Annotated in this window: 17 protein-coding genes; 4 read left to right on the forward strand and 13 right to left on the reverse strand. The window is 45.6% G+C overall.

What is annotated here, in order from left to right; translation table 11 throughout:
- Nucleotides 1–56: 56 nt before the first annotated feature.
- The 4 genes from AC0VYE_RS27610 to AC0VYE_RS27625 all read left to right on the forward strand — a co-directional run bounded on the left by AC0VYE_RS27610 (nucleotide 57) and on the right by AC0VYE_RS27625 (nucleotide 4,088).
- A complete protein-coding gene (locus AC0VYE_RS27610; RefSeq protein ID WP_475443787.1) occupies nucleotides 57–989 on the forward strand; it encodes a carbohydrate ABC transporter permease in 933 nt (310 codons plus the stop codon).
- A 15-nt stretch (nucleotides 990–1,004) separates the two neighbouring features.
- Nucleotides 1,005–1,868 carry a carbohydrate ABC transporter permease gene (locus AC0VYE_RS27615; RefSeq protein ID WP_256710944.1) on the forward strand — a complete coding sequence of 288 codons (864 nt, stop codon included), beginning with the start codon at nucleotides 1,005–1,007 and terminating at the stop codon, nucleotides 1,866–1,868.
- A gap of 16 nt (nucleotides 1,869–1,884) precedes the next feature.
- Entirely contained in the window at nucleotides 1,885–3,195 is a 1,311-nt protein-coding gene (locus AC0VYE_RS27620) for an LLM class flavin-dependent oxidoreductase (RefSeq protein WP_475443789.1), read from the forward strand.
- A gap of 77 nt (nucleotides 3,196–3,272) precedes the next feature.
- Complete coding sequence (locus AC0VYE_RS27625; RefSeq protein ID WP_475443790.1) at nucleotides 3,273–4,088, forward strand: sulfurtransferase; 816 nt, start codon at nucleotides 3,273–3,275, stop codon at nucleotides 4,086–4,088.
- Between the two features lie 69 nt (nucleotides 4,089–4,157).
- Here the strand turns inward: AC0VYE_RS27625 and AC0VYE_RS27630 are convergent, their stop codons facing one another.
- The 13 genes from AC0VYE_RS27630 to nfsA all read right to left on the reverse strand — a co-directional run bounded on the left by AC0VYE_RS27630 (nucleotide 4,158) and on the right by nfsA (nucleotide 23,359).
- The gene (locus AC0VYE_RS27630; RefSeq protein ID WP_076269010.1) at nucleotides 4,158–5,045 is read right to left on the reverse strand and encodes an ABC transporter ATP-binding protein; all 888 of its coding nucleotides are present in this window, start codon (nucleotides 5,043–5,045) and stop codon (nucleotides 4,158–4,160) included.
- A gap of 3 nt (nucleotides 5,046–5,048) precedes the next feature.
- The gene (locus AC0VYE_RS27635) at nucleotides 5,049–7,940 is read right to left on the reverse strand and encodes an ABC transporter permease (RefSeq protein ID WP_076269011.1); all 2,892 of its coding nucleotides are present in this window, start codon (nucleotides 7,938–7,940) and stop codon (nucleotides 5,049–5,051) included.
- A gap of 82 nt (nucleotides 7,941–8,022) precedes the next feature.
- Complete coding sequence (locus AC0VYE_RS27640; RefSeq protein ID WP_179089824.1) at nucleotides 8,023–9,048, reverse strand: efflux RND transporter periplasmic adaptor subunit; 1,026 nt, start codon at nucleotides 9,046–9,048, stop codon at nucleotides 8,023–8,025.
- Entirely contained in the window at nucleotides 9,032–9,724 is a 693-nt protein-coding gene (locus AC0VYE_RS27645; RefSeq protein WP_076269013.1) for an ABC transporter ATP-binding protein, read from the reverse strand. The genes AC0VYE_RS27640 and AC0VYE_RS27645 overlap by 17 nt, the downstream gene beginning before the upstream one ends.
- A gap of 135 nt (nucleotides 9,725–9,859) precedes the next feature.
- The gene (locus tag AC0VYE_RS27650) at nucleotides 9,860–10,792 is read right to left on the reverse strand and encodes an AEC family transporter (protein ID WP_475443794.1); all 933 of its coding nucleotides are present in this window, start codon (nucleotides 10,790–10,792) and stop codon (nucleotides 9,860–9,862) included.
- 1,718 nt (nucleotides 10,793–12,510) lie between these two features.
- Nucleotides 12,511–13,455 carry a cysteine synthase A gene (cysK, locus tag AC0VYE_RS27655; protein WP_339204702.1) on the reverse strand — a complete coding sequence of 315 codons (945 nt, stop codon included), beginning with the start codon at nucleotides 13,453–13,455 and terminating at the stop codon, nucleotides 12,511–12,513.
- 73 nt (nucleotides 13,456–13,528) lie between these two features.
- Nucleotides 13,529–15,412, reverse strand: a complete 1,884-nt coding sequence (locus AC0VYE_RS27660) for an ABC transporter ATP-binding protein (RefSeq protein WP_076269016.1) — start codon at nucleotides 15,410–15,412, stop codon at nucleotides 13,529–13,531.
- The gene (locus AC0VYE_RS27665) at nucleotides 15,387–17,150 is read right to left on the reverse strand and encodes an ABC transporter ATP-binding protein (RefSeq protein WP_475443796.1); all 1,764 of its coding nucleotides are present in this window, start codon (nucleotides 17,148–17,150) and stop codon (nucleotides 15,387–15,389) included. Before AC0VYE_RS27665 ends, AC0VYE_RS27660 begins: the two co-directional genes overlap by 26 nt.
- A gap of 27 nt (nucleotides 17,151–17,177) precedes the next feature.
- A complete protein-coding gene (locus AC0VYE_RS27670; RefSeq protein WP_475443798.1) occupies nucleotides 17,178–19,019 on the reverse strand; it encodes an ABC transporter ATP-binding protein in 1,842 nt (613 codons plus the stop codon).
- Entirely contained in the window at nucleotides 19,016–19,606 is a 591-nt protein-coding gene (locus AC0VYE_RS27675; RefSeq protein ID WP_475443800.1) for a PadR family transcriptional regulator, read from the reverse strand. Before AC0VYE_RS27675 ends, AC0VYE_RS27670 begins: the two co-directional genes overlap by 4 nt.
- Before the next feature lie 149 nt (nucleotides 19,607–19,755).
- Nucleotides 19,756–20,730: an aldo/keto reductase family protein gene (locus tag AC0VYE_RS27680; RefSeq protein ID WP_475443802.1), complete on the reverse strand. Its 975-nt coding sequence runs from the start codon at nucleotides 20,728–20,730 to the stop codon at nucleotides 19,756–19,758.
- Nucleotides 20,731–20,811: 81 nt separating this feature from the next.
- Entirely contained in the window at nucleotides 20,812–22,170 is a 1,359-nt protein-coding gene (locus AC0VYE_RS27685) for an LLM class flavin-dependent oxidoreductase (protein ID WP_475443804.1), read from the reverse strand.
- A gap of 436 nt (nucleotides 22,171–22,606) precedes the next feature.
- Complete coding sequence (nfsA, locus tag AC0VYE_RS27690; RefSeq protein WP_475443806.1) at nucleotides 22,607–23,359, reverse strand: oxygen-insensitive NADPH nitroreductase; 753 nt, start codon at nucleotides 23,357–23,359, stop codon at nucleotides 22,607–22,609.
- Between the last annotated feature and the right edge of the window lie 257 nt (nucleotides 23,360–23,616).

Below are 23,616 nucleotides of genomic sequence, written 5' to 3' on the forward strand. Positions count from 1 at the left end.
GGCGCTCGGCCTAGAGCGAGCGCCTTTCTTTTGATGAAATGGAGGTGAGTTCCATTATGATTGCACATGCCTTAAAGCTAACCGTACGCAAAAGCCGAGAACTGTTCCTCACACGTTTATCCTACCGCACGCAGCGTTATTTGTTTATTTATATTACGCTCGGAATTCCTCTGCTTTATTTCCTCAGCACGCGGTTGCTCCCCATCTTGTATGCCTTCAATGTGAGCGTTCGTGAATGGGATTTATTGTCCCCGAGCAAACCTTATGTTGGACTGGCGAATTTCAAGACGCTGTTCACAGATGAATTCTTCCTCAAGTCGATTGCCAATACGTTCAAATTTGTTGTTATTGGTGTTCCCGGACAGCTGATCGTTGGGCTATTTGTCGCATTGCTGCTTCACAATATCAAGCGGCTGCGCGGCTTGTTCCGTACCGTGTACTTCATCCCTTACGTCACAAGCATCGTCGCAGTAAGCTGGGTATTCCGGTGGATTCTCATGCGCAACGGCTGGTTAAACGAGATGTTATTAAATCTCGGTCTAGAACCGCAATTGTTTCTGCAATCGCCGCGTCAGGCGCTTATTCTCATTACATTAACGATGATATGGCAAAGCACTGGCTTTCAAATGCTTATCTTTATGACAGGGCTTGAAGCGATACCGCGCATGTATTATGAAGCGGCAGCTATCGATGGTGCAAGCGCATGGCGGAAATTCCGTCATATTACGCTTCCGCTGCTTAATCCCGTCATCGTTTTTTCGGCTGTCATTGGCGTCATCTCTTATTTGCAATCGTTCGGACAGGTGCTGAGCATGACAAATGGAGGACCGCTGAATGCGACAACGACGATGGTGCTCCATATTTACAATTTAGCGTTTCAGCAGTTTAAGATGGGCAGCGCCGCAGCTGCTACAGTTATTTTGTTCGTCGTCATTTTGGTGCTTACGCTGCTTCAATTAAAAGTGTTGAACAAAAAAGTAGAATATTGATGGGAGGACGAATCAGTGAGCACACAAAGCGTTTACAAAACACAGAAAAACGCAAAGTCCCCCGCAGAGAGGCTGCGCACGCTTGTCATTTATTTGCTGCTAACGCTTGGCGTCGGCATCATGCTGTTTCCGTTCTTATGGATGGTCGCTACCTCCTTCAAGCTTCCTCAGGACGTTTACAATCTACGCTTAATTCCTGAGACGATAACCTTTGACAACTACGCTGCCATATTCAAGAAGGCTCCTTTCGCACAATGGATCAAAAATACGCTCATCATCTCTCTGATTGCAACCTCTACTGTTCTAATCTTCGATACAGCGGCGGGGTATGTGCTCGCCAAATTTTCTTTCGTCGGCAAACAGCTCATTTTTCTGCTCATAATCAGCACCTTAATGGTTCCAACAGAGATGCTCATCATCCCGTGGTATTTAATTGCGAATGAATTAGGCTGGTCCGACACTTATTGGGGCGTGCTGTTTCCCGGCATTATTACGGCCTTCGGCATCTTTCTTATGAGGCAGTTTATGGACTCCATTCCTTCCGATTTGCTGGATGCGGCTCGCATTGATGGACTTAATGAATGGCGTATTCTGCTGCATATCGCCATCCCACTAGTGAAGCCAGCTATAATCACTTTGATTATTCTTACCTTTATCGGGAACTGGAACCAGTTCATCTGGCCGCTCATCGTGCTGCAAACGGAGGAGAAATTCACACTGCCCGTCGGGATTGTTTATTTTTCCAGCGAGCTGAAGGATACGAGCAATTGGATCTTAATTATGGCAGGAACAACGATATCAATCGCTCCGCTTATTGTTATTTTTCTTATTTTCCAGAAGCAAATCATTCGTGGAATTGCGCTTAGCGGCATGAAATAAACAGGAGGTGATCCAGATGAGCGAGCCTAATCGCAGAATGATTTTAAATTTGTTTCTACACAATGCGGGTGCTCACAAAGGAGCTTGGCGTCATGCAAGCACGAAGCTGGATGAAATTCATGACGTCAGTCATTTCCTGCGGATCGCCAAAAAAGCGGAAGCCGCCCGGATAGACTCCCTATTTATCGCGGACGGTCTGTCGATTGAGGCAAAAGCAGTCCAGCATGGTCCGATCTTCGGCTTCGAACCACTGACATTGTTATCTGCCATTGCGACCGTAACGGAGCGAATCGGCCTTATTGCTACCGTTTCTACAAGCTTCACCGAGCCCTATAACACAGCTAGAATATTCGCCTCGCTTGATCATATAAGCGGCGGGCGAGCTGGTTGGAACATTGTAACCACTGGCGTAGAACGTACCGCCTTCAACTTTGGGCTGGAGCAATTGCCAGCTCATGCAGAACGTTACGAGCGAGCGCGGGAATTCACAGAGGTCGTGCTCAAATTGTGGAGCAGCTGGGAAGCCGATGCGCTCGTCCAAGACAAAACATCCGGTGTGTATGCCGACGTCAACAAGGTTCATGATATACAGCATCAGGGGGATTATTATTCCGTACGCGGTGCGCTTAACATGATGCGTCCACCGCAAGGAAGACCTCTGCTTATCCAAGCCGGAGCCTCAGAGGATGGCAGAAATTTAGCTGCTCAATATGCCGAGCTTATATTCACCGTCCAAAACTCATTTGAAGACGCGCAGCTGTTTTATCAAGACATCAAAGAAAGAACTGTCAAAGCCGGACGTTCCGCGCATGATATTAAAGTATTGCCGGGCATTCATGTTATTGTTGGTGAAACGGAGGCTGAAGCTCGTGACATTGCGAGAGAGCTGCAGCAGCTCGGTTCAATAGAACGTTCGGTCATGTCTCTTTCCAATTTGCTTGGCATCGATTTTTCGGGATATGCACTGGATGATCCTTTTCCGAAGCTTCCTGATATAGGCCAAGTTAATGCGTATCAAACCTTCTATCAGATGGTCAAAAAGATTGTTGATAATGAACAGCTGACACTCCGGGAGCTGCTCGAGAAATATTGGGTAGGCAACGGTCAGCTAAGCATTGCTGGAACACCTAACCAAGTAGCTGATATTATGGAGCATTGGTTCGTAAATGGTGCTGCTGATGGCTTTAGCGTTATGCCTCAGCTGGCATTTGGCGGTATTGACGCCTTTCTGGAACTAGTCGTTCCTGAGCTGCAAAGGCGAGGATTATTTCCTAGCGAGTATGCTGGACAAAATTTGCGTGAAAACCTCGGCTTCAGTCCGTTGTAACTTATTAAGATGAGGAGGCTGCTAACATAACGAATACGAGCGATTTACATTACCCTAATGAACATCTGCTGGCAGAGGTGCATTGGCTTAAAAACCATTACCAAGAGCAGAACATCGTTTTATTAGATGTCAGAGCCCGCGGATATGAATCAGGTCACATTCCAGGGGCGTACTGGCTGGACGCCAAAGCATTAAAGGATAGCTCACGCTGCACTTTTGCTGCCGCGGATGCTCTTGCTTATTTGTTTGAAAATGTTGGCGTCAGCAATGATTCAACAATTATCGTCTATGATGATGGAGGCGGAGTGTTAGCGGCGCGCGTCTTTTATGTGCTGGAGTATTATGGTCTGAAGGATCAAGTGAAGCTATTGAATGGCGGTTTCGCAGCGTGGACTACGGCGAGTTATGAGACAACAACTGATTTGCCGCCAGCCTCTAAAGGTACACTGACGTTATCCGCTCATTCAGAGCTGGTTGCCACGAAAGCATCTATCCAAGCTGGGCTCGAGAATTGTCTTCTTGTCGATACACGTTCCGCTTTAGAATACACCGGAGCTGATCAACGCTCGAATCGAAAGGGCGGGCATATTTCTGGCGCAGTTCATCGAGAGTGGAACGATTCCCTAGAAGGGGCAGATCAAAATGGCGTCGTGCGTTTCCAAGCTTATCGAGATTTAAAGCAGCAATTTGATGCTCTTGGCATTGACCCTGCAAAAACAATCGTGCCTTATTGCCAAACAAATCAACGCGGAGCGCATACTTATTTTACTTTACGACTAATGGGCTATCCTCATATTCGCCCCTATGAAGGCTCTTGGGATGAATGGGGCAACGATGAGTTTACCGAAGTGAGCCAATCGAACGCCTCATTCTCTAGCTTATCTAACTCGTAAGCTTGCAAGAAAAAGAGCTGTGCAACGGTCATTGCAGACCAAGCACAGCTCTTTTTGCCACCCAATATTTTACTCGGCTTTTTCTTTCTCCTCAGGAGGCAGCAGGATAATCTTGCCTTCTCCAAGCTCTACGCGCAGCTTATTCGAGTTTTTCACACCGATGGATTCCAAATAGTTGGAAGGCACCTGCAATCGACCCGCTTTATCAAGCACCGCATATTCTACATGCGTGCCTTCCTCATCCTCCTGCTCAAGCTCCGCCAGCTCTTCCGCATATGAACGTTTGCGCAGCATTTCGGATGAAATCTTGCCGTCTCGGATGGCTGCTACACGATCTACCTTCTTCGCAAGCTCTGGATCATGCGTAACGATAACAACGGTAATGCCAATCGTACGATTCAGTTCACGGAATAAGTCCAAAATCTGATTAGCCATTCGCGAGTCTACCGACCCAGTAGGCTCATCCGCAAGCAGCAGCTTAGGATGATTGGCGAGCGCAATGGCGATTGCCACCCGCTGCTGTTCTCCCCCTGATAATTCATATAGCTTATTTGAAGCACGGTGGCTTAGGCCAACGGCGTCAAGCAGCTCCTTCGCTCTCCAGCGCTTGCGACTGCCTGTTAGCAAAATAGGCAGCTCTACATTTTCAAGCGCGGTTAAATAAGGGATCAAGTTTCTCGCATTATTTTGCCAGACGAAACCTACGCTCTCTCGCTTATACCGAACGAAGTCGCGCTCCTTAAACTTCAGCATGTCTCTTCCGTCAACGGTCAGCTTGCCTGCCGTCGGACGGTCCAGTCCGCCAAGCATATTCAGCAGCGTTGATTTGCCGCTGCCGCTGTTGCCAATAATGGCCATCAGCTCGCCGCTTTCAATTTGAAGATCGAGGCCTTGCAGGGCGAATACCTCTAGGTCGGCTGTTTTGTATATTTTGACAAGCCCTTCGCAATGAATCATCCGTCAATCCTCCCCTAGCTTGATCGCTTGATGAATACGCAGCTTCGATAGCATATAAGCTAATATGCCAAGTCCGATGACCAACATAAAGCCGACAAGCACATAGATCCGTATTAAATCCGTCGCATCGAACATAACCTTGAAAGGCGGTACAAGGCTGCTTGGATTGAACGCAATTTGGAAGTTAGGCACATACAATCGACTGGCAATATTTCCGACACCTATTCCAATAAGAACAGCAACGCCCGAAGTTAACAGCTGCTCAACCCCAAGCATGCCGATGAGCTGTCTCAGCGATAGACCGATCGCGCGCAAAATACCATTTTGCAAGGTCCGGCCTCGGAGTGATAATACCCAGTATAATAAAAACCCGATAAAGCTAACAAGAATCGACAAGACGAAACCTAAAGTCAAAATACCGTTTAGTGCCATAAGGAACGGATCGTTTTTGGCAGTCACCAGCTTCTCTCTTGTATTGACAATATTCGTAATCGGAAGCTTCGATTCCTTAAGCCCCTCATAAAACTCGGAAGTGCTCACCTCAGGCTTTAATTTAAGCCATACGTCGTAAGGCTCAAGTGCAAGCTGAACTTGAATACGCGGCAAATGGCCAACGATCAGCATCGGTGCTCGGCCACCCGATGTATCTTTATCTTCGCTAACATTTACGCTGCCTACAGCAGGGTTCGGATTAAAGGTTGGGAAATAATTAATGATGCCATACACCTTGAACGGCTGCTGCGGTACATCGCTCCAGCCTACCCAAATCGTGTCGCCAGGCTTCACTTTGTTCTGATCGGCTAACGTCCGCGATATGAGAACAGCCTGCGGATCTGCTGCAAGCAGGTTCAAATAATCATTAAGCGGATAGTCAAGCAAGCTGTCACGGAACCACGTTGTTTCTCCAAACTCATCGGAATCAATACCAATTAACGTTGCAGGGCCATTGCTTTCATTTACGCTAAAGGCGACTTCTTTCTTGAATACTTTAGCTGCATGCTCTACACCTTTGAGTGCTTTAAAGGGCTCGAATGCCGGCTCCAAGTAATGAACAGGCGCGAGCATAGCTAAATCCTGCGCTGGCGTCGACGGTGCTCCCGGAGGCGGAGGCGGCGGTGCATCGTTCATCCATTGTGTAGTCAATACGACCTCTGCGCCATTGCCATACCTGATTCGATCCTCTGTGTTATTGTTGATCGTTCTTGCCGCTGAAGCGCTAAATACGCCGGTAGCAATCGTCATAATAAGAAAAATCATTAAAAACTGATATTGCGAACTGGAGCGTCCAACCTGAATTAATGTGGCATATACGGAAGGCGGCCACCATTTCTTGCCGATCCAATAGATGAGTCTAAGAACCCACGGGTACAAACGAAGCAAGAGCAAACCTGCACCCATAATAAACAAAGCAGGAACAACAAATTGCAGCGGATCGATGTTCAGATCATCCGCATTTAAACCTAAGCTCTGCAAATCAGCAAGCCTTTTCCGGAATGTATATAAGCCATAAATAGCCAACGCTAATGCAATCACATCAAGGAACATTTTGTGCCATAACGGTGATTTCAAAAGTCTAGCCAGCTGCTGCTTATGACCAACAATAGAGACGCGAGTAGCCATAATGATAGGAATCATCATAATGACAAAACAAACGCCGGAGGCAATCGCTCCATAACGGAAAGACTCGTCCGTAAGTTTGACAGGCAGCCGAACGCGCTGTACAAATTCAAGGAAACCATTGGATGCACCAAGCATCTCGGTCAGCATGACGCCAAGCAAAGGACCCACACCAAAGGCGATGCCGCATAAAATAATGCCTTCCACGGCATAAGAGCTAATAACCTGCCAACGTGCAGCTCCTCTGCTTCGCAGAACAGCAATCTCATTTTTTTGCCGATCCGCAATTAGATTGGATACCATGAACATGTAGAACCCGAGCATAATCAAAACAGGAACATTAAGCGACCACATGAGCGTCTTCAGCTGTTCTGCCCGTACCATGTATTTCGAAATCGTATCCAGAGCCGGTGTTTCCGAGACGGCTTGATACATCGTTACATTATTAAGCATAACGTTGCGAATTTTATTCGTTGTCTGTATGAAGCCATCTACCAAGCTTAGCTCAAGCTTAGAATAATCCAATACAAAAAACCAACCAACGGACGCTACCGGAATCCGGCTTTCCTGCATGAGCTGCTGCTTAGCGAGTTTATCACTAATGACAAAGCTCGAGCTTAGCTCACTTAGATCCGTATCTCTAAAATAGGGATCGTCATCCTGCTTTTTCTTGAACACGCCTACCGGCTTAAATGCTATTTCCCCGGCAATTTTATCGTCGTTCACATAAAACTTTGAATCCAGTACTGTTTTGAACTGAACCAGGCTTCGTTCTGTAACAAGCACCTCATAAACGCCATCAACTGGCTGCTGCTCAGCCGGCATTCTGCCGTCCGTCAGCGTAATATGCTCTTCAAGATCACTGAAGGAGCGAAGCGACATCGTCTTGAGATTTTTTTTCGTATCGGGCTCAGGATCATTCTCCGGTCTGATCTTCATTGATCTGGATTGAAAATCAACGATAAGCTCCTGCACCGGTATGCCAAAGTTGGATTGTGCTTGCTCACGTATGTAGCGATCTACTTTTGTATAAATCTTATTAACTTGCTCCGGTGTTTCTTTCGTGTAAAAAAGTTTATTGTATTGATTGCCGGGATATATCCCCCGCTCGCTCTGCATAGTCTCTAAATCCTTGACCAGCATCCTCGATAAAATGGCTTCCGAATAAATCGGCATGCTGCTTACCAAGGCTACGGACATGACTAAGCCAATAAACAAGCTCCCGACCAACCACTTATTTTGCACCATTTTACGAATAATCATAATAAACAAAGCCACTTCAAAACCTCCCAAGCGTAAACGGCTCATAACCTTTCCTATGAAGCTAGTTGATGGTTATCAATCGTTCTATACAGACTCATTATTGAAGTACAACAATCGCGCCTTCTTCCAAGCCCTTCGTAATTTCAATTTCCGTCGAGCCTTTTATGCCCGTTTCGACATCAATCTCACGAATTTTATTGCCATCCTCAAGCGTTCTTACGAATGTTCTGCCAAGGAAGCTGCGCACGCCGCTGCGTGGGATTTTGAGTACATCATCACGCTGCTGCAAAATAATTTTGACATCGGCAAACGCTCCGATTGTGGCGTTCCCAGGCACTTTCGGCACTTCAATAAATAATGTTTTGGAGTAACGATCTTGAAGCTGCTGGTTCAGCGTTGAAGGAGCCGATGATGGTGTCTGTACGACTTTCCCGTTCACTTCTTCAGACCCGAAGGTAACCATTGCTGGGAAACCAACATCAACGCTGCTAATTTCCGCACCTGATTCAACTCGCAGCGCCAGGCGCAGCTGTGATGGATCGGATATGACAACAAGCGTTTGATAAGCCTCAACAAAATCGCCTTCCTTCAGATCCTCAACGAAAGTTACTTGGCCGTTCATTTCGGCAACAAGCTGCTTGCTGTTAAAGGTCGCGGTCAAACGATCCAGCTTTAACTGCTCAATATCCATTTGCAGCTTAGCGATATCAATCGCATCATTGTCTCCGCCTAATTTAGCCTGTTTAAATGAAAGCTTAGCTTTGGCATGGGCGAGCTGCTGTTCCTTTAATTGAATGTCCAGTCCATCTACATTAAGCTGAACCAAGACATCTCCTTTCTTCACCTGCGCTCCCGAGGTAACCATCATCTTCGCAATACGGCCGCCTTGTCCTTTAAACTGCGCAATCTCTGATTGCGTCGACTCCAGGCTTCCGCTTCCTTTAATTTCTTGTGTAATTGTCCCCTTCTCGACCGTTACCGTGCGGTAATTTTCTTGTGCCGGCTTAACAAGAGGAGGTTTTAAGGCAGCCTCCTCGGCAGGAAGCAAGGAGCACCCTGTTAGTGAAGCGCTAAGAAGCAGCGCGAATGACCAGCCGAGTATCGGCTTAAGCTTTTGCGACAATTTGTCCATCCTCCAATTCATAAACATGGTCAACAATTTCCATTATTGCAGGATCATGTGTCGTCATGATGATTGTCATTCCTGCCATTTCTACCAAATCACGAAACACTTTCATAATTTGCAAGCCTGTGCGGCTATCCAGTTCAGCTGTAGGCTCGTCTGCCAAAAGAAGCTTCGGCTTATGGGCAATTGCCCGTGCTATAGCTGTTCGCTGCTGCTCTCCGCCCGATAGCTCGAATGGCCGATGATGCATGCGGCTTTTTAAGCCAACCTGCTCTAAAGCGTTAATCGCTGCTTCCTTGCGGCCGTTTGCCGCCATACCTGAAACTCTTAATATAAACTCCACGTTCTCATAGGCGGACATTAGAGGAATGAGTGCAAAGGATTGAAAAATAAGCCCCATTTCCTTGCGGCGTACCATATCTCTCTCTTGATTCGACATCGCCGTCAGATCGCGTCCAGCAAACGTAATATTCCCTTCGGTCGGACGATCCAGTGCGCTTAACAAATTAATAAGCGTCGTTTTGCCAGAACCTGATCTCCCTTTAAATGCAATAAGCTTGCCGGATGGTATCGACAAATCGACACCTTTTAGTACGGTAACTGCACCGTTTCCACGTCCAAATGTTCTTTTTAAAGCGCTTGCATGAATAATATCATGCGTGATAGGCAGCATCTAGTAATAGACCTCCATTTCCAATAAATCGATTACCCTTGTATCTTTTTCCATTTTAACCTTGTCCATCTTGTTGTACAAGAAATAAAAAACCTAACAAACTCAAAATTAAGAGGTTGATAGGTTTACTAGTTTCTAGATATCAAGATTTAAGAAAAAAATGACTGCGGTAACCGTGACTATACTTAAAATAGTAGAAACAAAAACAGATTGCGAGGCAAACTCTGGCTCGTTGTCAAACTCTACAGCGAGAAGCACACTGCTGAGTGAAGTAGGGACAGCTGATGAAACGATGAGTGCAGCTGCCGTCATCTTGTCGAGTCCCATCAGCCAGACGATCAGCCACGCGAGCAAAGGACCGGCAATCAGTCTGAGTATGCCCGATATGCTGACATCAATGAGAAGTGACCGCTTTATTTTCCACTCCATATTGCCCAGCTGTACGCCCAGCGTAATAAGCGCTGTACCGATAAACGCTGCTGATAAGTAACCGATCGGTGTAGCTATAGGCTGCGGGATGGGAACGTCGAACCCTCTGAGCAGGAAGGCAAGCGGGATGACATATATAATCGGCATTGAGATAATTGTCCGCCAAATCGCCCGCATATCGGCTTTGTGCGCGTTGACGTTGTATATGCCATACGTGTTCGGTATAAGAGATTGCATCATCATAATTAATATCTGAATAGCGAGTGTTTTCTCGTTTCCTGCAAAAGCCAGCTGATTGAGCGGAATGCCGTAATTTGCGCTGTTATAGAATAAGACGCTGTTGCGCATCGCGCTCTTCATGCTTGGCTGATACCCTCTTATTCTAATAACCAGCTCAACGATAATATATTGCGTAACCATAAACAGCACAAAAAATAATAAAATTCTCCCTACTACTTGGGCAGAAATGTCCGTTTTATATAGGAGGTCGAACATAATAGCCGGTGAAAATAAATAAAAATTCAGCTTCGATAACGTTTTAATATCCAGCTTGAACGCTCTTTGAATAATAATGCCAAGCCCAATCATGATGACCATCGGAAGCACGTTTGTCATTAAAATGTGAAAGAAAATATTCATCGCTGCATCTGCTTCTTTCTATTATATAGTGTGAAAAATGATAGTGTCGGAAATGGCCATGACTGCGACTAAGATTGCTTCCTCATTTTAATAGGTTCATGCTTGATAAGGCAAGCATTCATGTGGGACTGGCTATTGTGATAAAGCGTTTGGTCTTCAGTGAGTTGCTGTGAGTTGTTGTGATGTGCGATACTACAAATCAATTCACATACACATCCATGCGGCGAATCAGCCCATCTTCCCTCTAAGCCGTGAATCGGCTGAAATAGATCTAGAAACTAGTCTTATCCTGATGTAAATTTCCCACTATACACGTCAAAACACCAAATCAGCAAAAATAGAACTAAAAACTAGATCTATTTCCATAATATCAGCTTGTTTCGTGCGAATAAGACTATGAACTAGTCTTATCCGTAAGTAAATCGCCCCACTATCCTCATCTAATCGGCGAATCAACAGAAATAGAATTAGAAACTAGCTCTATTTCCATTAAATTAGCTGGTTTCGTGCAAATAAGACTAATAACTAGTCTTATCCGTAAGTAAATCGCCCCATATCCTCGCCAAAGTATCAAATCACCAAAAATAGAACTAAAAACTAGATCTATTTCCAAAATATCAACTTGTTTCGTGCGAATAAGACTATGAACTAGTCTTATCCGTAAGTAAATCGCCCCACTATCCTCGCCAAAGTATCAAATCACCAAAAATAGAACTAGAAACTAGCTCTATTTCCATTAAATTAGCTGGTTTCGTGCAAATAAGACTAATAACTAGTCTTATCCGTAAGTAAATCGCCCCATATCCCCCTCAAAGTACCAAATCAGCAGAAATAGAGCTAGAAACTAGTTCTATTTCCATCAAATTAGCTTATTTCGTGCGAATAAGACTAGAAACTAGACTTATCCTAATGAAAATCGTCCCAATATCATCATCTAATCGGCGAATTAACAGAAATAGAATTAGAAACTAGTTCTATTTCCATCAAATTAGCTTATTTCGTTCATATAAGACTAAAAACAAGTCTTATCCATAATTAAATCGACCGAATATATCCGTCTAAGTAGCAAATCAGCAAAAATAGATCTAGAAATTAGTTCTATTTCCACTAAATTTGTTTGTTTCGTGGGAATAAGACTAGAAACTAGACTTAACCTAATGTAAATCGCCCCAGTATCCTCATCTAATCGGCGAATCAACATAAATAGAACTAGTTTCTAGTTCTATTCCCATCAAATTAGCTTATTTCGTGCAAATAAGACTAGTAACTAGTCTTATCCGTAAGTAAATCGCTCCACTATCCCCACCAAAGTATTAAATCAGCAGAAATAGAGCTAGAAACTATTTCTATTTCCATCAAATTAGCTGGTTTCGTGCATATAAGACTAAAGACTAGTCTTATCTATAAATAAATCGCCACACTATCCTCGTCTAAGCAACAAATCAGCAAAAATAGAACTAAAAAATAGATCTATTCCCACCAATCCAGCTTGATACGTGCAAATTAGTCTAAAAGCTAGACTCCCCCCATATGGACACAACATTCAACAAAGCAAACAATCACTTAGTCAATTAACCAAACACGTTAACCTAACCGCTCACTCCAAAACAGTCTGAGCCTGTTACTGCCTTACGCTCCCACCATCCGCAGCAGCAAATAAAAGACAGCCATTGGCTATATCGCCTCTGGCTGTCTCTCCTTCTACTATGACCAAACCTTTAAAGCTGCTGCTCCTGTTGATACAGCACCGTTGACAAGTAGCGCTCGCCGTTGCTTGGGATAACAGCAACTACCCGCTTGCCGGTGCCCAGCTTCTGCGCCAATTGAATAGCGGCATATATAGCTGCTCCTGAGGAAATGCCGCCTAAGATCCCTTCCTCCTTAGCCACTCTTCTAGCTGTCTCAAATGCATCGTCATTGCTCACTTGAATAATCTCGTTATAAATATCGGCATCCAATATTGAAGGTACAAAACCCGCGCCAATGCCTTGAATTTTGTGCAGGCCAGGAGCACCTCCCGATAAAACCGGTGATGAGGACGGCTCAACAGCTACAATATGGATATCGGGGAAACGATCGCGCAGTACTTCGCCAGCGCCCGTAATCGTACCCCCTGTGCCCACACCTGCTACAAAACCGTCCAGCTTGCCATCAAGCGACTCCACTGCTCTTACGATTTCAGGGCCAGTCGTTTCCCGGTGAATTTTCACATTTGCCGGATTATCGAATTGCAGCGCAGGGAAATAATCGGGATGTTTCTCTTGCAGCTCCTTCGCGGTGCGAATCGCTCCCTTCATTCCCTCAGCTCCGGGCGTAAGCACCAGTTCCGCACCGTATGCCCGCAGCAGATTGCGGCGCTCCAAGCTCATCGTCTCCGGCATAACAAGCACCGCTTTATAGCCTCTAGCTGCGGCTACCAATGCAATGCCAATGCCCGTATTGCCGCTCGTCGCTTCAATGATCGTATCGCCCGGCTTCAGCTTCCCTTCCCGCTCCGCCTCTTCAATAATGCTGATGGCAATCCGGTCCTTTACGCTGCTGCCCGGATTAAAAAACTCCAGCTTCAAATAAATTTCTGCACTTCCGTCCGGCACGACCCTGTTCAAACGAACCAAAGGCGTGTTTCCTATCAAATCCGTAATATGATTGACAACATGACTCATCTAATCTGCCTCCTATATGATGAATGGCCTAGCGGCTCGTGCCGAAAAAAGTAAATATGGCGCAAAAAGAGTTTTATACAGCAATATTGCCTTGCGAATGCTCATACAGCTCCTTATAATGTCCATCATGCTCCAGCAGTTCCTGATGATTGCCTTGCTCCACGATTTCACCGTGACTCATTACAATAATCCGATCCGCCTGCATGATCGTCGACAAGCGATGCGCAATTACAATGGTTGTTCGATCCTGTGATACGACCTGAAGCGCATTTTGAATCAATTGTTCCGTATGAGAATCCAAGTTAGCGCTCGCTTCATCCAAAATAAGCACTTTAGGTTTGAACACAATAATTCTCGCAAAAGAAATCAGCTGCCGCTCACCTGCGGATAAACCGCTGCCGCGTTCTGACAGCATTGTATCGTAGCCATCCCTCAGCTTATGAATAATCGTATCCGCGCCTACAAATTCACAGGCACGAATAACCTCCTCGCGAGAAATGGATTCGTCGAACATTCTTATATTCTCGATAATGCTACCCGAATACAGATAAGGCTCCTGCTGAACCAAGCCGACTAGTCGATGCAAAGTTGCTTGCGGGATATCCCTGACATCAATTTCATCTATTCTTATGCTGCCTTCCTTCACATCATAGAATCTGCATAATAAGCTGATCAGCGAGCTTTTGCCCGCACCTGTTGTACCTACGACGCCAATCAGCTCACCCGAATGGATATGCAAATCCAAATCTTTTATGATCGGAATTCCTTCCTCATAGGAGAAGGAGATCCGATTAAAATCAATTTGGCCCTTCACCTGCTCCAAGCTCAAATTGGATATAGACGCTTGACGTTCATCCGCCTCTTCATCGCTATCCGTCTTATGCAGCTCGATCGATTCAAGCTCGCGATCTGTAATGTCAGGCTTATTCGCGAAAACGCCCCAAATTCTCGTAATGGCAACGGTAGCAGACTGCAACGTATTCCACTGCTGCGTAATCGTATTAATCGGTTGAAAAAACTGGCGGATATACGTAATAAACGCATACAATACGCCGAATTCCAGCTGGTGGCCAAGAACAGCATTCCCGCCAATCCATGTCACAAAGGCAATCGATAAATTGCTCAAAATATCAAAGGTTCGGCCAAACACAACATTCGTCCGAATTTCCCGAAGATTTGCTTTAAAATATAAGCTGTTTCTCTCGTTGAATTGCTTCTCTTGCTCCTTCTGCTGATGAAACACCTGTACAAGGTTCATCCCCGACAGGTTCTCGGCAACAAACGCTACAAGCCGAGATAGCCTCGTTCTAGCAAGCTGATAGGTCGTGCGCATAAAGGAGCGGAAGGCGATTGCAATCGCCCATATGATCGGCAATAAAATCAAGCAATAAAGCGCCAGCTCCGTGTCTAATTGAAACATCATCACCATAATAAAAATGAGTGTAAGCCCATCCCTAAACAAGCTCAGCAGCACCTGATTAAAAAACTGGTTCAGCGCCTCTGTATCGCTTGAGACATGCGTAATTAAGCTGCCGCTCGACATCCGATCGAAATACCGCATAGACTGCTTCAAAATATGACCAAACAACTGCTTGCGAATGCGCGACACGATGCTTTGCCCAATATTTTGAAGCAGATTGTTTTGCAAATAGCTAAACAGCAAACTGGACATGGATAAGCCCAAATAGATGAAACAAATGGTTAGCAACCCTTTGTAGTCATTTTTGCCGGATAATAAATTGTCATCAATCGCTATTTTCATTAAAAAAGGCTGGAACAAATCAGATAAAATCGCGATTAACGTACAACAAAAAACACCAATAAAAGCCCATAGATGAGGTCTCGCATACCCGAACAATGTGCGGAAGGCCGAGACATATTCCGGTTTCTGCTCCGGTTGATTCGGATCAGCCTTCTGATCTGCCTGCCAATTATGAATGGCTTGTGCCGGTCGCATGTTGACTTCCCTCCTCCTGTATCGCATGAAGCGTCGCATAGAGTCCTTGCTGCGAGAGCAGCTCTATATGAGTGCCCCGCTGCACAATCAAGCCGTCATCCATCACAATGATTTCATCCGCATGCTTGATTGCACTAATTCGGTGCGCAATAATGATCGTCGTTTTGCTGTCTCTTTCCGTTTGAATCGCTTCTATAATATCCTTCTCTGTCACCGCATCTACGGCACTGACACTATCGTCCAAAATCATAATCGGAGCATTCTTAATCATTCCGCGGGCCAAGCTTGTGCGCTGACGCTGACCGCCGGATAAGGTTAATCCGCGCTCGCCGAGCCTCGTTTCAAACTGATCAGGCAGCTCAGCAATATTATTATAAATTTGAGCTTGCTTCGCGGCTTGCTCAACCGCTTCAAGCTCAAGCTCTCGGTTAGAGAAAGCAATATTTTCTCTAATTGTTGTACTGAACAAAAAGCCGTCCTGCGGGACGTAGGCAACTTGAGTTCGCAAGCTCTCAAGCGTCATTTCTCTTATATCTGTTTCTCCATACCAGACCGTCTCTGGAGGCGGGTCGTAGGTGCGAAGCAGCAGCTTCATTAATGTTGTCTTGCCGCTCCCTGTACGCCCGATGATGCCAAGTGTTGAGCCTGGTTTAACGTTCAGGTTAATATTTTTCAGTACTGGACTAGACAATGGATCGTATGAAAAGGATAGATTACGAATCGTAATGCCCGCGTCTGTCAAATTCACTTCTTTCGCATTAGGAAGCTCCATAATTTCGGTTTGCTGCGACAATAAGCCGTTTAGACGCTCAAGTGAAGCGCGAGAACGTTGAATGGAATTAATGACATTGCCGATCTGCTGGAGTGGATTCATCAGCATTCTAATATAGAGCGTCAATGCAACGAAGTTGCCCAGCGTAATTTGCTTCGTGATCGTCATGTAACCGCCAAAAGCAAGCGCGACGATTAAAGAAATTGCTCCTAGAAACGGAATCAACGCTTGGAAAAAAGAAGAAACGCGCACTAGCCGCAATTGCTTCAGCCTGATCTGGTCGACCGTTTTGCCGAAGCGTTCATTCATAATGTCTTCTACCGCAAATTTTTTCGTTACACGGATGCCGCCGAATTGCTCCTCTGCCGTCTCTGTCATGAGGCCTAGAGATTCCTGCACCTCAAGCGACCTTTTTCTAATAATAGGTCCGAGATATACGACGATAAAAGGGATAAGCAGCAGTGGAAATATCGAAGCCAATATCAAATAATAAGGAATATGGCTGACAAGCATCATCGTTATAGAAGCCACGAGCAGCATCGACGCATTCGCTGTTGAATTGACCCCCATCGAGATCGATTCCCTTACAGCTGTAACGTCATTCATAAAGTAGCTGAGCAGCTTGCCTACACCATTTTTCGAATAAAACCGTTCGCCCATTTGTGTAAAATGCTTGAATAGCCCTCTTCGAACAACAAATTCAAATTTTCTTCCTACATACATAACCAAATACATTGCGATGCCGTTAAACAGCACCTGTCCAACGCCAATAAGCAGCAGCAATAAGCTGTAATCCACAATAAGCTTGCTTGTTAATCCGCCAATTTGCAGCTTATCCGTGAATTGTCCCAGTACCTTTGGAAAAAAAACGTTGATCAGGTTAGAAATCAAATGGAAAAAGAGAGAGAACAGGTAAATATGCCACGTACTCCGAAAAAAATCGGCCAACAGCCTTTTTGATCTCAAGAAGCGACCACTTCCTATTTTTCAAAATTATTGTTCCGAAACATCCTTTTGCGGGAATTGCAGCTCATAGAGCTGACTGTACCGGCCTTGATGATTGAGCAGTTCATCATGCGTTCCATGCTCGACGATTTCACCTTGCTCCAGCACGTAAATCCGATCCGCCTTCTGAATCGTAGACAGACGATGCGCGATGACGAGACAAGTCCGGCCTTGCAATAATTGTGCGAGCGCGTCTTGAATATGCTGCTCTGATTCGGTATCAAGTGATGCAGTAGCCTCATCCAAAATAATAATCCGCGGATTTTTTAAAATCGCCCGCGCAATGGAAAGCCGCTGCTTCTGCCCGCCTGACAGCTTCACGCCGCGCTCGCCAATTTGCGTCTCATAGCCCTGCAGGAACGATTCTATAAAGCCGGCAGCATTTGCCGCTTTTGCCGCTGCAATAACTTCCTGATCTGTCGCATGCAGATTGCCATACCGAATATTCTCTTCAATAGAGCCATTGAACAGCACGATATCCTGTGATACGATGCCGATTTGCTCCCTAAGAGACGCGATCGTTATATCCTTTAAGGAATAACCATCAATCGTGATGTCGCCAGACTGAGGTTCATAAAATCTAGCGATAAGATGTGCAATGGTTGTTTTGCCAGAGCCCGAAGATCCAACAAGCGCTGTCACCTTGCCTGCCGCAAGCTCCAATTGGAAATCGTTTAACACAGTCGAATCCTTTGAATACGCAAAATCAATATGATCAAAAACAATATGCCCGCTCACTGGCGGAAGCTTCACAGCTCCTTTCTTCTCAATAATTTCAGCCTTCGTGTTCATAACCTCCATAATGCGTTCATAAGCGGCGGCCGATTGCTGAATCGTATTAATAATGCGGCTAAAATGACGAATCGGGTTTTGCAGCAGTCTGAGATAAGCTATAAAAGCAACGATTGTACCCACTGTCATTTGTTCTTTCATTGCAAGCCATGCGCCAAAAACAAGGACGATTGCAAGGCCAAGAAAATTTAGAAAATCAATAATAGGTTCATAAGCGGCTCGCAGGCGAGTCACCTGAATATTCGCATCCATATTTTTCTGTGTTCGCTCGGAGAATCGTTCAGACTCGTAATTCTCGGCAGTAAACGCTTTAATAAGGCGGATGCCGGTTAACGTATTTTGCAGATGATCGCTTACATCAGCCACCGATTCCTGTACCGTTCGGAACGAGGAGCGCATTCTTTTGCTGAAAAATCTAGTTGTCAAAATCATAAAAGGGAAGGTTGCAAGCAGCATTAACGTCAGCTTCCAATCGATCCACAGCATATAAACCGCAATGGCCGTAAAGGTGAAAAAATCGGTAAACAACTGCATCATGCTGGAGGAAATCATTTGCTGTAGGATGCTTACGTCATTCGTGACCCGAGACATTAAATCACCGGTACGATTGCGATCGAAGAAAGAAATATCAAGGCTTTGCATATGGCGATACAAGTCGTTTCGCAAATTGTAAAGTACCCTTTGACCGATAGACGCCATAAGAGAAGTGCTAATATAGCGCAAAGCACCGAGCGCAACAGCTGCTCCCATGACGCCACCGCCGATAAGCAGCAGTTTATTAAAAAGCTTATTCGGAATGATGTGGTCAATCGTCAGTCTCGTTAGCTGCGGAACGATGAATTCAAGCAGCGATATGGCGATAACGCAGGCAACTGCTGCAATCAATGCGGGCAATTGCGTCCGCGCATGCGCATATATTCGTATAAACATGCTGTAAATGCTGGCAGGCTTTACTTTCTCGCCTGTTCCGAATTTTCTCATGCCGCCCATTCCTGCCCCGCCTCGAAATGCCGGCGCTGAATTGTGCTGCTCTCTCATATCGCGCCGCCTTCTTTGCTGTCACAGTCGGTTTCTGTTGTGATTTGGCGAAGCGATACTCGAAGGTCATCCAGGATGACGCGCAGCTGCGCAGCTTTGCTCGGATCAGTGACAGCCGCTCGTTCTGCAGCCTTCAGCAAATGCAGCAGCTCCTTGCCAGCAGGCGTTAATCGACGGTTCGGCTTTCTTCTCTCAAAGGGAGCGCCTTCGTCTTCGGGTTCACTCTGCTCAGGGCGTTCCATTCCCGTTCCAGCATTATCGTTCTCCTCCAGCAAATAAGCTCTGCCTTCCTCAGTAATCTCGAACACCTTTTTGCCGTCTTGCTTGGAAGACTCTACAAATCCTTGATCCCGCAGCATCTGGAGCGTGGGATAAATGGAGCCAGCACTTGGTTTATAGGTGCCTCCTGATTGCTCCTCAAGCGCCTTCATCATTTGGTAGCCGTGCATGCCCTCCTGTTCTAGCAGTGCCAGCAAAGCATATTTAACTCCGCCGCGGCTGAAAAAACGTCTGCCCGAGCCGTGTCCCTCCCTTTCATTCGCATGATGTAAAAACAATTGTTCCTCTGGCTGCCATTCTTTCGTCATTGTGTAATCTCCTTCGTTAACGATATATCGTATTAATTTACATACTATACGATATATCGTTAACTGGCAATTACTTCTTGCGATTTCATGACAAAGTCCAGTAACGAGATGCTCTTTACTGGACTTTGCTCATTTTTGGCCAGAGATGATTAGAATGAACCTCGTGTAGATACAGGGCCGTTATCGATAACCGCTGCAATACGTTCTAGTGTCTCATGATCAAGTTCAATACCTGATGCCTTCACGTTTTCTTCGACCTGATCGGGACGGCTTGCACCAATCAAAGCGCTGGATACGTTCGGCTGGCGCAAAATCCATGCGAGCGACAGCTGACCCACCGTCAGCTCCAATTCGGATGCGATTTCCTTCAGCAGCTCAACCTTCGCCAGCTTTTCCTCCGTTATGCGGTTTTTAAAATTTTCTTGCTTCGCGGCTCGCGACTCATCGGGCACTTGTTGATTGGATGAGTACTTCCCTGTGAGCAGCCCCTGCGCAAGCGGCGAGAACACGACCTGCCCGAAGCCCTTTTTAATGCCTAGCGGTATAATCTCCTTCTCGATATAGCGCTCAAACAAATTATAGATAGGCTGATTCACGACAATACGATCGAGTAAATATTTGTCTGCGATGGCGAACGCTTCGGTTATTTGAGCAGCCGTCCATTCGCTGACGCCGACATAATGCACCTTGCCTTGACGGACCAAATCCTCAAAGGCGCGCAGCGTTTCTTCAAGCGACGTCTCCTGATCAAAGCGATGGCTGTAGAACACATCTACGTATTCAAGTCCAAGCCTCTTCAAGCTTGCATTTGCTGATTCAATGACATGTTTGCGAGAGAGCCCGCGATCATTCGGTCCATCGCCAATTTTTCCATAGACCTTGGTCGCCAGCACATAGGATTCTCGGGGATAAGCACGTAGCGTTTCTCCGACTACTTTCTCGGCTTCGCCTTTCGCATACACATTAGCTGTATCAAAAAAATTAATGCCGAGATCATACGCCGTTTGAATCGACTTCACTGCATTTTCACGCTCGACATAACCACCATACGTCAGCCAGCTCCCGAGACTAATCTCACTAACCTTTAATCCGCTTGCGCCTAAATTTCGATATTGAATCGCCATATGAACAACCTCCTCAAATGTATACAAACGTTAGTTTTCTGCTGCGGCAGCGGAATGAAAGCTACTGCCTCGTTATGGAAATCAGCCGTTTATCTTTTCTGCTTCTTTGCTTAAAGCCCATATCGCTTTATGTTTATTTTCCGGCTTTTCCAGCCCTAAATTCTCGCGCAGCGTTTTACCCTCATAGGCCGTTCGGAAGAGTCCGCGATTTTGCAGCTCAGGAATGACCTTATCAACAAACGTCTCCAACCCGCTGTAATAAATATGCGGCAAAATATTAAAGCCGTCCGCGCCGTTATTTCTAATCCAGCTTTCAATGAAATCCGCCGTTTGCAGTACAGAACCCGTAAACGATACATGACCATGACCGGCTGCGCTTCGAGCAAGAAACTGACGAATCGTCATTTTGTCTCGTACCGCGGCATCCACGACTACCTCCTGCCGGCTTGTAATGCCTGTCGTTATCGTTCCGTATGGCTTTGCTTTATCGACGGGAACAAGACTATCAAGCGGATATTCTGACAAATCGACTGTAAAATAGTTTGAAAGCCGCTTTAACGCTTGCTTCGTATTCAGCAGTTCGTTAAACTCATCCTCGATATCGCGGGCTTCTGCTTCCGTATCGGCCACAATTGGACTAAGCCCTGGCATAATGAGCAGCTGCTCCGGCGTCCTTCCATGCTTCTGCAATCTCCCCTTCACATCCGCATAAAACGCCTGAGCAGCACCTAATGTTTGCTGTGCTGTAAAAATAACATCCGCTGTTTTGGCTGCCAGCTCCTTGCCGTTTTCCGAGGAGCCCGCTTGCACTAGAACCGGATATCCCTGCGGAGGCCGAGGGATGTTAAGCGGTCCTTTTACCGTGTGATATTTGCCCTTAAAGTTAATTTCGTACACTTTGCTTTTGTCCAACGAGACATCTGCAGCTCTGTCATAGATCAGCGCATCCTCTTCCCAGCTATCCCAAAGCTGCTTCGTCACCTCAACAAATTCATCGCCGATTTCGTAGCGCTTTTGCACGTCTGGATGTTCCGTCTTATTAAAGTTTTCAGCATCATCTTGCGAATGCCCCGTTACGATATTCCAAGCAGCCCGCCCTTTGCTGATATGATCCAGCGAAGCGAATTTCCGCGCTACATGGTAAGGATCGTTATAAGTTGTACTGACGGTTGCGATAAGTCCAACATGCTTAGTCAGCGCAGCAAGCCCAGAGAGAAGCGTAAATGGCTCCAGTCTCCTGCCAAGTCCGGAATAGTTGTCGGCTGTAAACAACGAATCAAACAGCCCTCTTTCCGCAATCTTTGCTATGTTCGCATAATACTCCAAATCCAAATCTTCCTTTGGATTCGAATCCGGATGTTTCCACGCGGCAGAATGATGACCCGCTCCACGCAAAAACACGTTGAAATGCGCCTTCTTGTCCCGCTTATTCTCGCTCATTTGCCATCCCTCATTTTCGATTCATTATGAAAACACTTTAAGTTCAATATGAAAACACTTTAAGTTTAATGTTGATTCTCAGGCATCGTTTCTTCACCACGCTATTCGGTGCCACTTGAGTACTTAACAGGAATTTCTCCTGTTCATTCAGCGGAATTCGAATAGAAAAGAGAGTTAACAGGAATTTCTCCTGTTAATTTAAACATTTGCTGATAAAACCGCTTATTTCCGCCCATTTAACAGGAGCTTTTCCTGTTAAATGGCACCCATCTGATGAATTCGCAAAAATAGCTGGAGTTTTTCCCGTTAGTTTAAAAAACAAAATAAGATTCCAAATAAAATGAGTCTAACTAAATAAAAAGAGACTTAGCTTATCGTTAGCTAAATCTCCGGTGGTCCGGTCGTATGGTATGGATTGTGCCTTTTATAAATAAATTCATTTCAGCTTGAACCCTTGACCTACAAGGAAGTCATGCAAATGATCACGCAGCCGGTCCGACTTAAACCTTCTTAACATTTCACGAGACCACCTTGTTTCCTGCTCTCCGCCTTTGCCTCCGCCTTTGCGCGTAGCATAATACTCCCGAGTGATCGAATCGTAAGCAATAATTTCATCCTCCAACCCGCTCTGCTTATACGTTTCTTGATGATAGACAGCTGCGAGCGGCAATCTTGGACGAAGATCAGGCTCTTGATCAGAAACGCCTACGCACATGCCAAACACTGGATAGACAAGCTCAGGCAGTTCAAGCAATTCCGTTACTTCTTTAGGATTATTGCGAATTCCACCGATATAAACGATCCCATAACCAAGTGACTCCGCAGCGATTGCCGCATTTTGAGCAGCCAGTGTCGCGTCAATCGTTCCGAGCAGAAACAGCTCCACGTTCTGACGAAGCTCTACATCCTCATGCAGCCTTGCTGCCAATCTGACTTTATTTAGATCGGCACACCAGATGAGAAACACCGGACTTACCACTATTTGCTGCTGATGGCCAGCAAGCTCCGCAAGCTTTCGTTTCCGCCCAGAGTCCTTTACCGCAATTACGCTGTAAGCTTGGATATTAGATGAGGTGGAGGCTGCTTGCCCTGCCAATATGATTTGTTCCAAATGCTGCTCAGGAATGGGCGAGTCTTTATATTTGCGGATGGAGCGATGGTTTTTTAATAAAGCAATTACTTCGTTCATTGCTATACCTCCTCTACATGAATAAGTGCTCTTGAAACAAAAAAACCGAAGACACAGATCAACTGTTGTCTCCGGTTTTCCGGTAGAACTATAATTCCGATTATTCAAACTGTTTTAGTGCGAAAAATGTACTGAAAATTTATCACGTAATAAATCTTTTGTCAATCATCATTGTTGTACGCAATACGATCTATCGTACCTTTTAGAAAAAAGTGTATTGCAAAACATATTATTCTTAGTATAATACTCGGCATAAA

Source organism: Pristimantibacillus sp. Z349TD_6 (assembly GCF_056173205.1).

Coding starts and splice junctions, on each gene's coding strand:
- AC0VYE_RS27610 (WP_475443787.1), top strand. CDS start 57: ATGATTGCACATGCCTTAAAGCTAACCGTACGCAAAAGCCGAGAACTG.
- AC0VYE_RS27620 (WP_475443789.1), top strand. CDS start 1,885: ATGAGCGAGCCTAATCGCAGAATGATTTTAAATTTGTTTCTACACAAT.
- AC0VYE_RS27630 (WP_076269010.1), bottom strand. CDS start 5,045: ATGATTCATTGCGAAGGGCTTGTCAAAATATACAAAACAGCCGACCTA.
- AC0VYE_RS27645 (WP_076269013.1), bottom strand. CDS start 9,724: ATGCTGCCTATCACGCATGATATTATTCATGCAAGCGCTTTAAAAAGA.
- AC0VYE_RS27650 (WP_475443794.1), bottom strand. CDS start 10,792: ATGAATATTTTCTTTCACATTTTAATGACAAACGTGCTTCCGATGGTC.
- cysK (WP_339204702.1), bottom strand. CDS start 13,455: ATGAGTCATGTTGTCAATCATATTACGGATTTGATAGGAAACACGCCT.
- AC0VYE_RS27660 (WP_076269016.1), bottom strand. CDS start 15,412: ATGCGACCGGCACAAGCCATTCATAATTGGCAGGCAGATCAGAAGGCT.
- AC0VYE_RS27670 (WP_475443798.1), bottom strand. CDS start 19,019: ATGAGAGAGCAGCACAATTCAGCGCCGGCATTTCGAGGCGGGGCAGGA.
- AC0VYE_RS27675 (WP_475443800.1), bottom strand. CDS start 19,606: ATGACGAAAGAATGGCAGCCAGAGGAACAATTGTTTTTACATCATGCG.
- AC0VYE_RS27680 (WP_475443802.1), bottom strand. CDS start 20,730: ATGGCGATTCAATATCGAAATTTAGGCGCAAGCGGATTAAAGGTTAGT.
- AC0VYE_RS27685 (WP_475443804.1), bottom strand. CDS start 22,170: ATGAGCGAGAATAAGCGGGACAAGAAGGCGCATTTCAACGTGTTTTTG.
- nfsA (WP_475443806.1), bottom strand. CDS start 23,359: ATGAACGAAGTAATTGCTTTATTAAAAAACCATCGCTCCATCCGCAAA.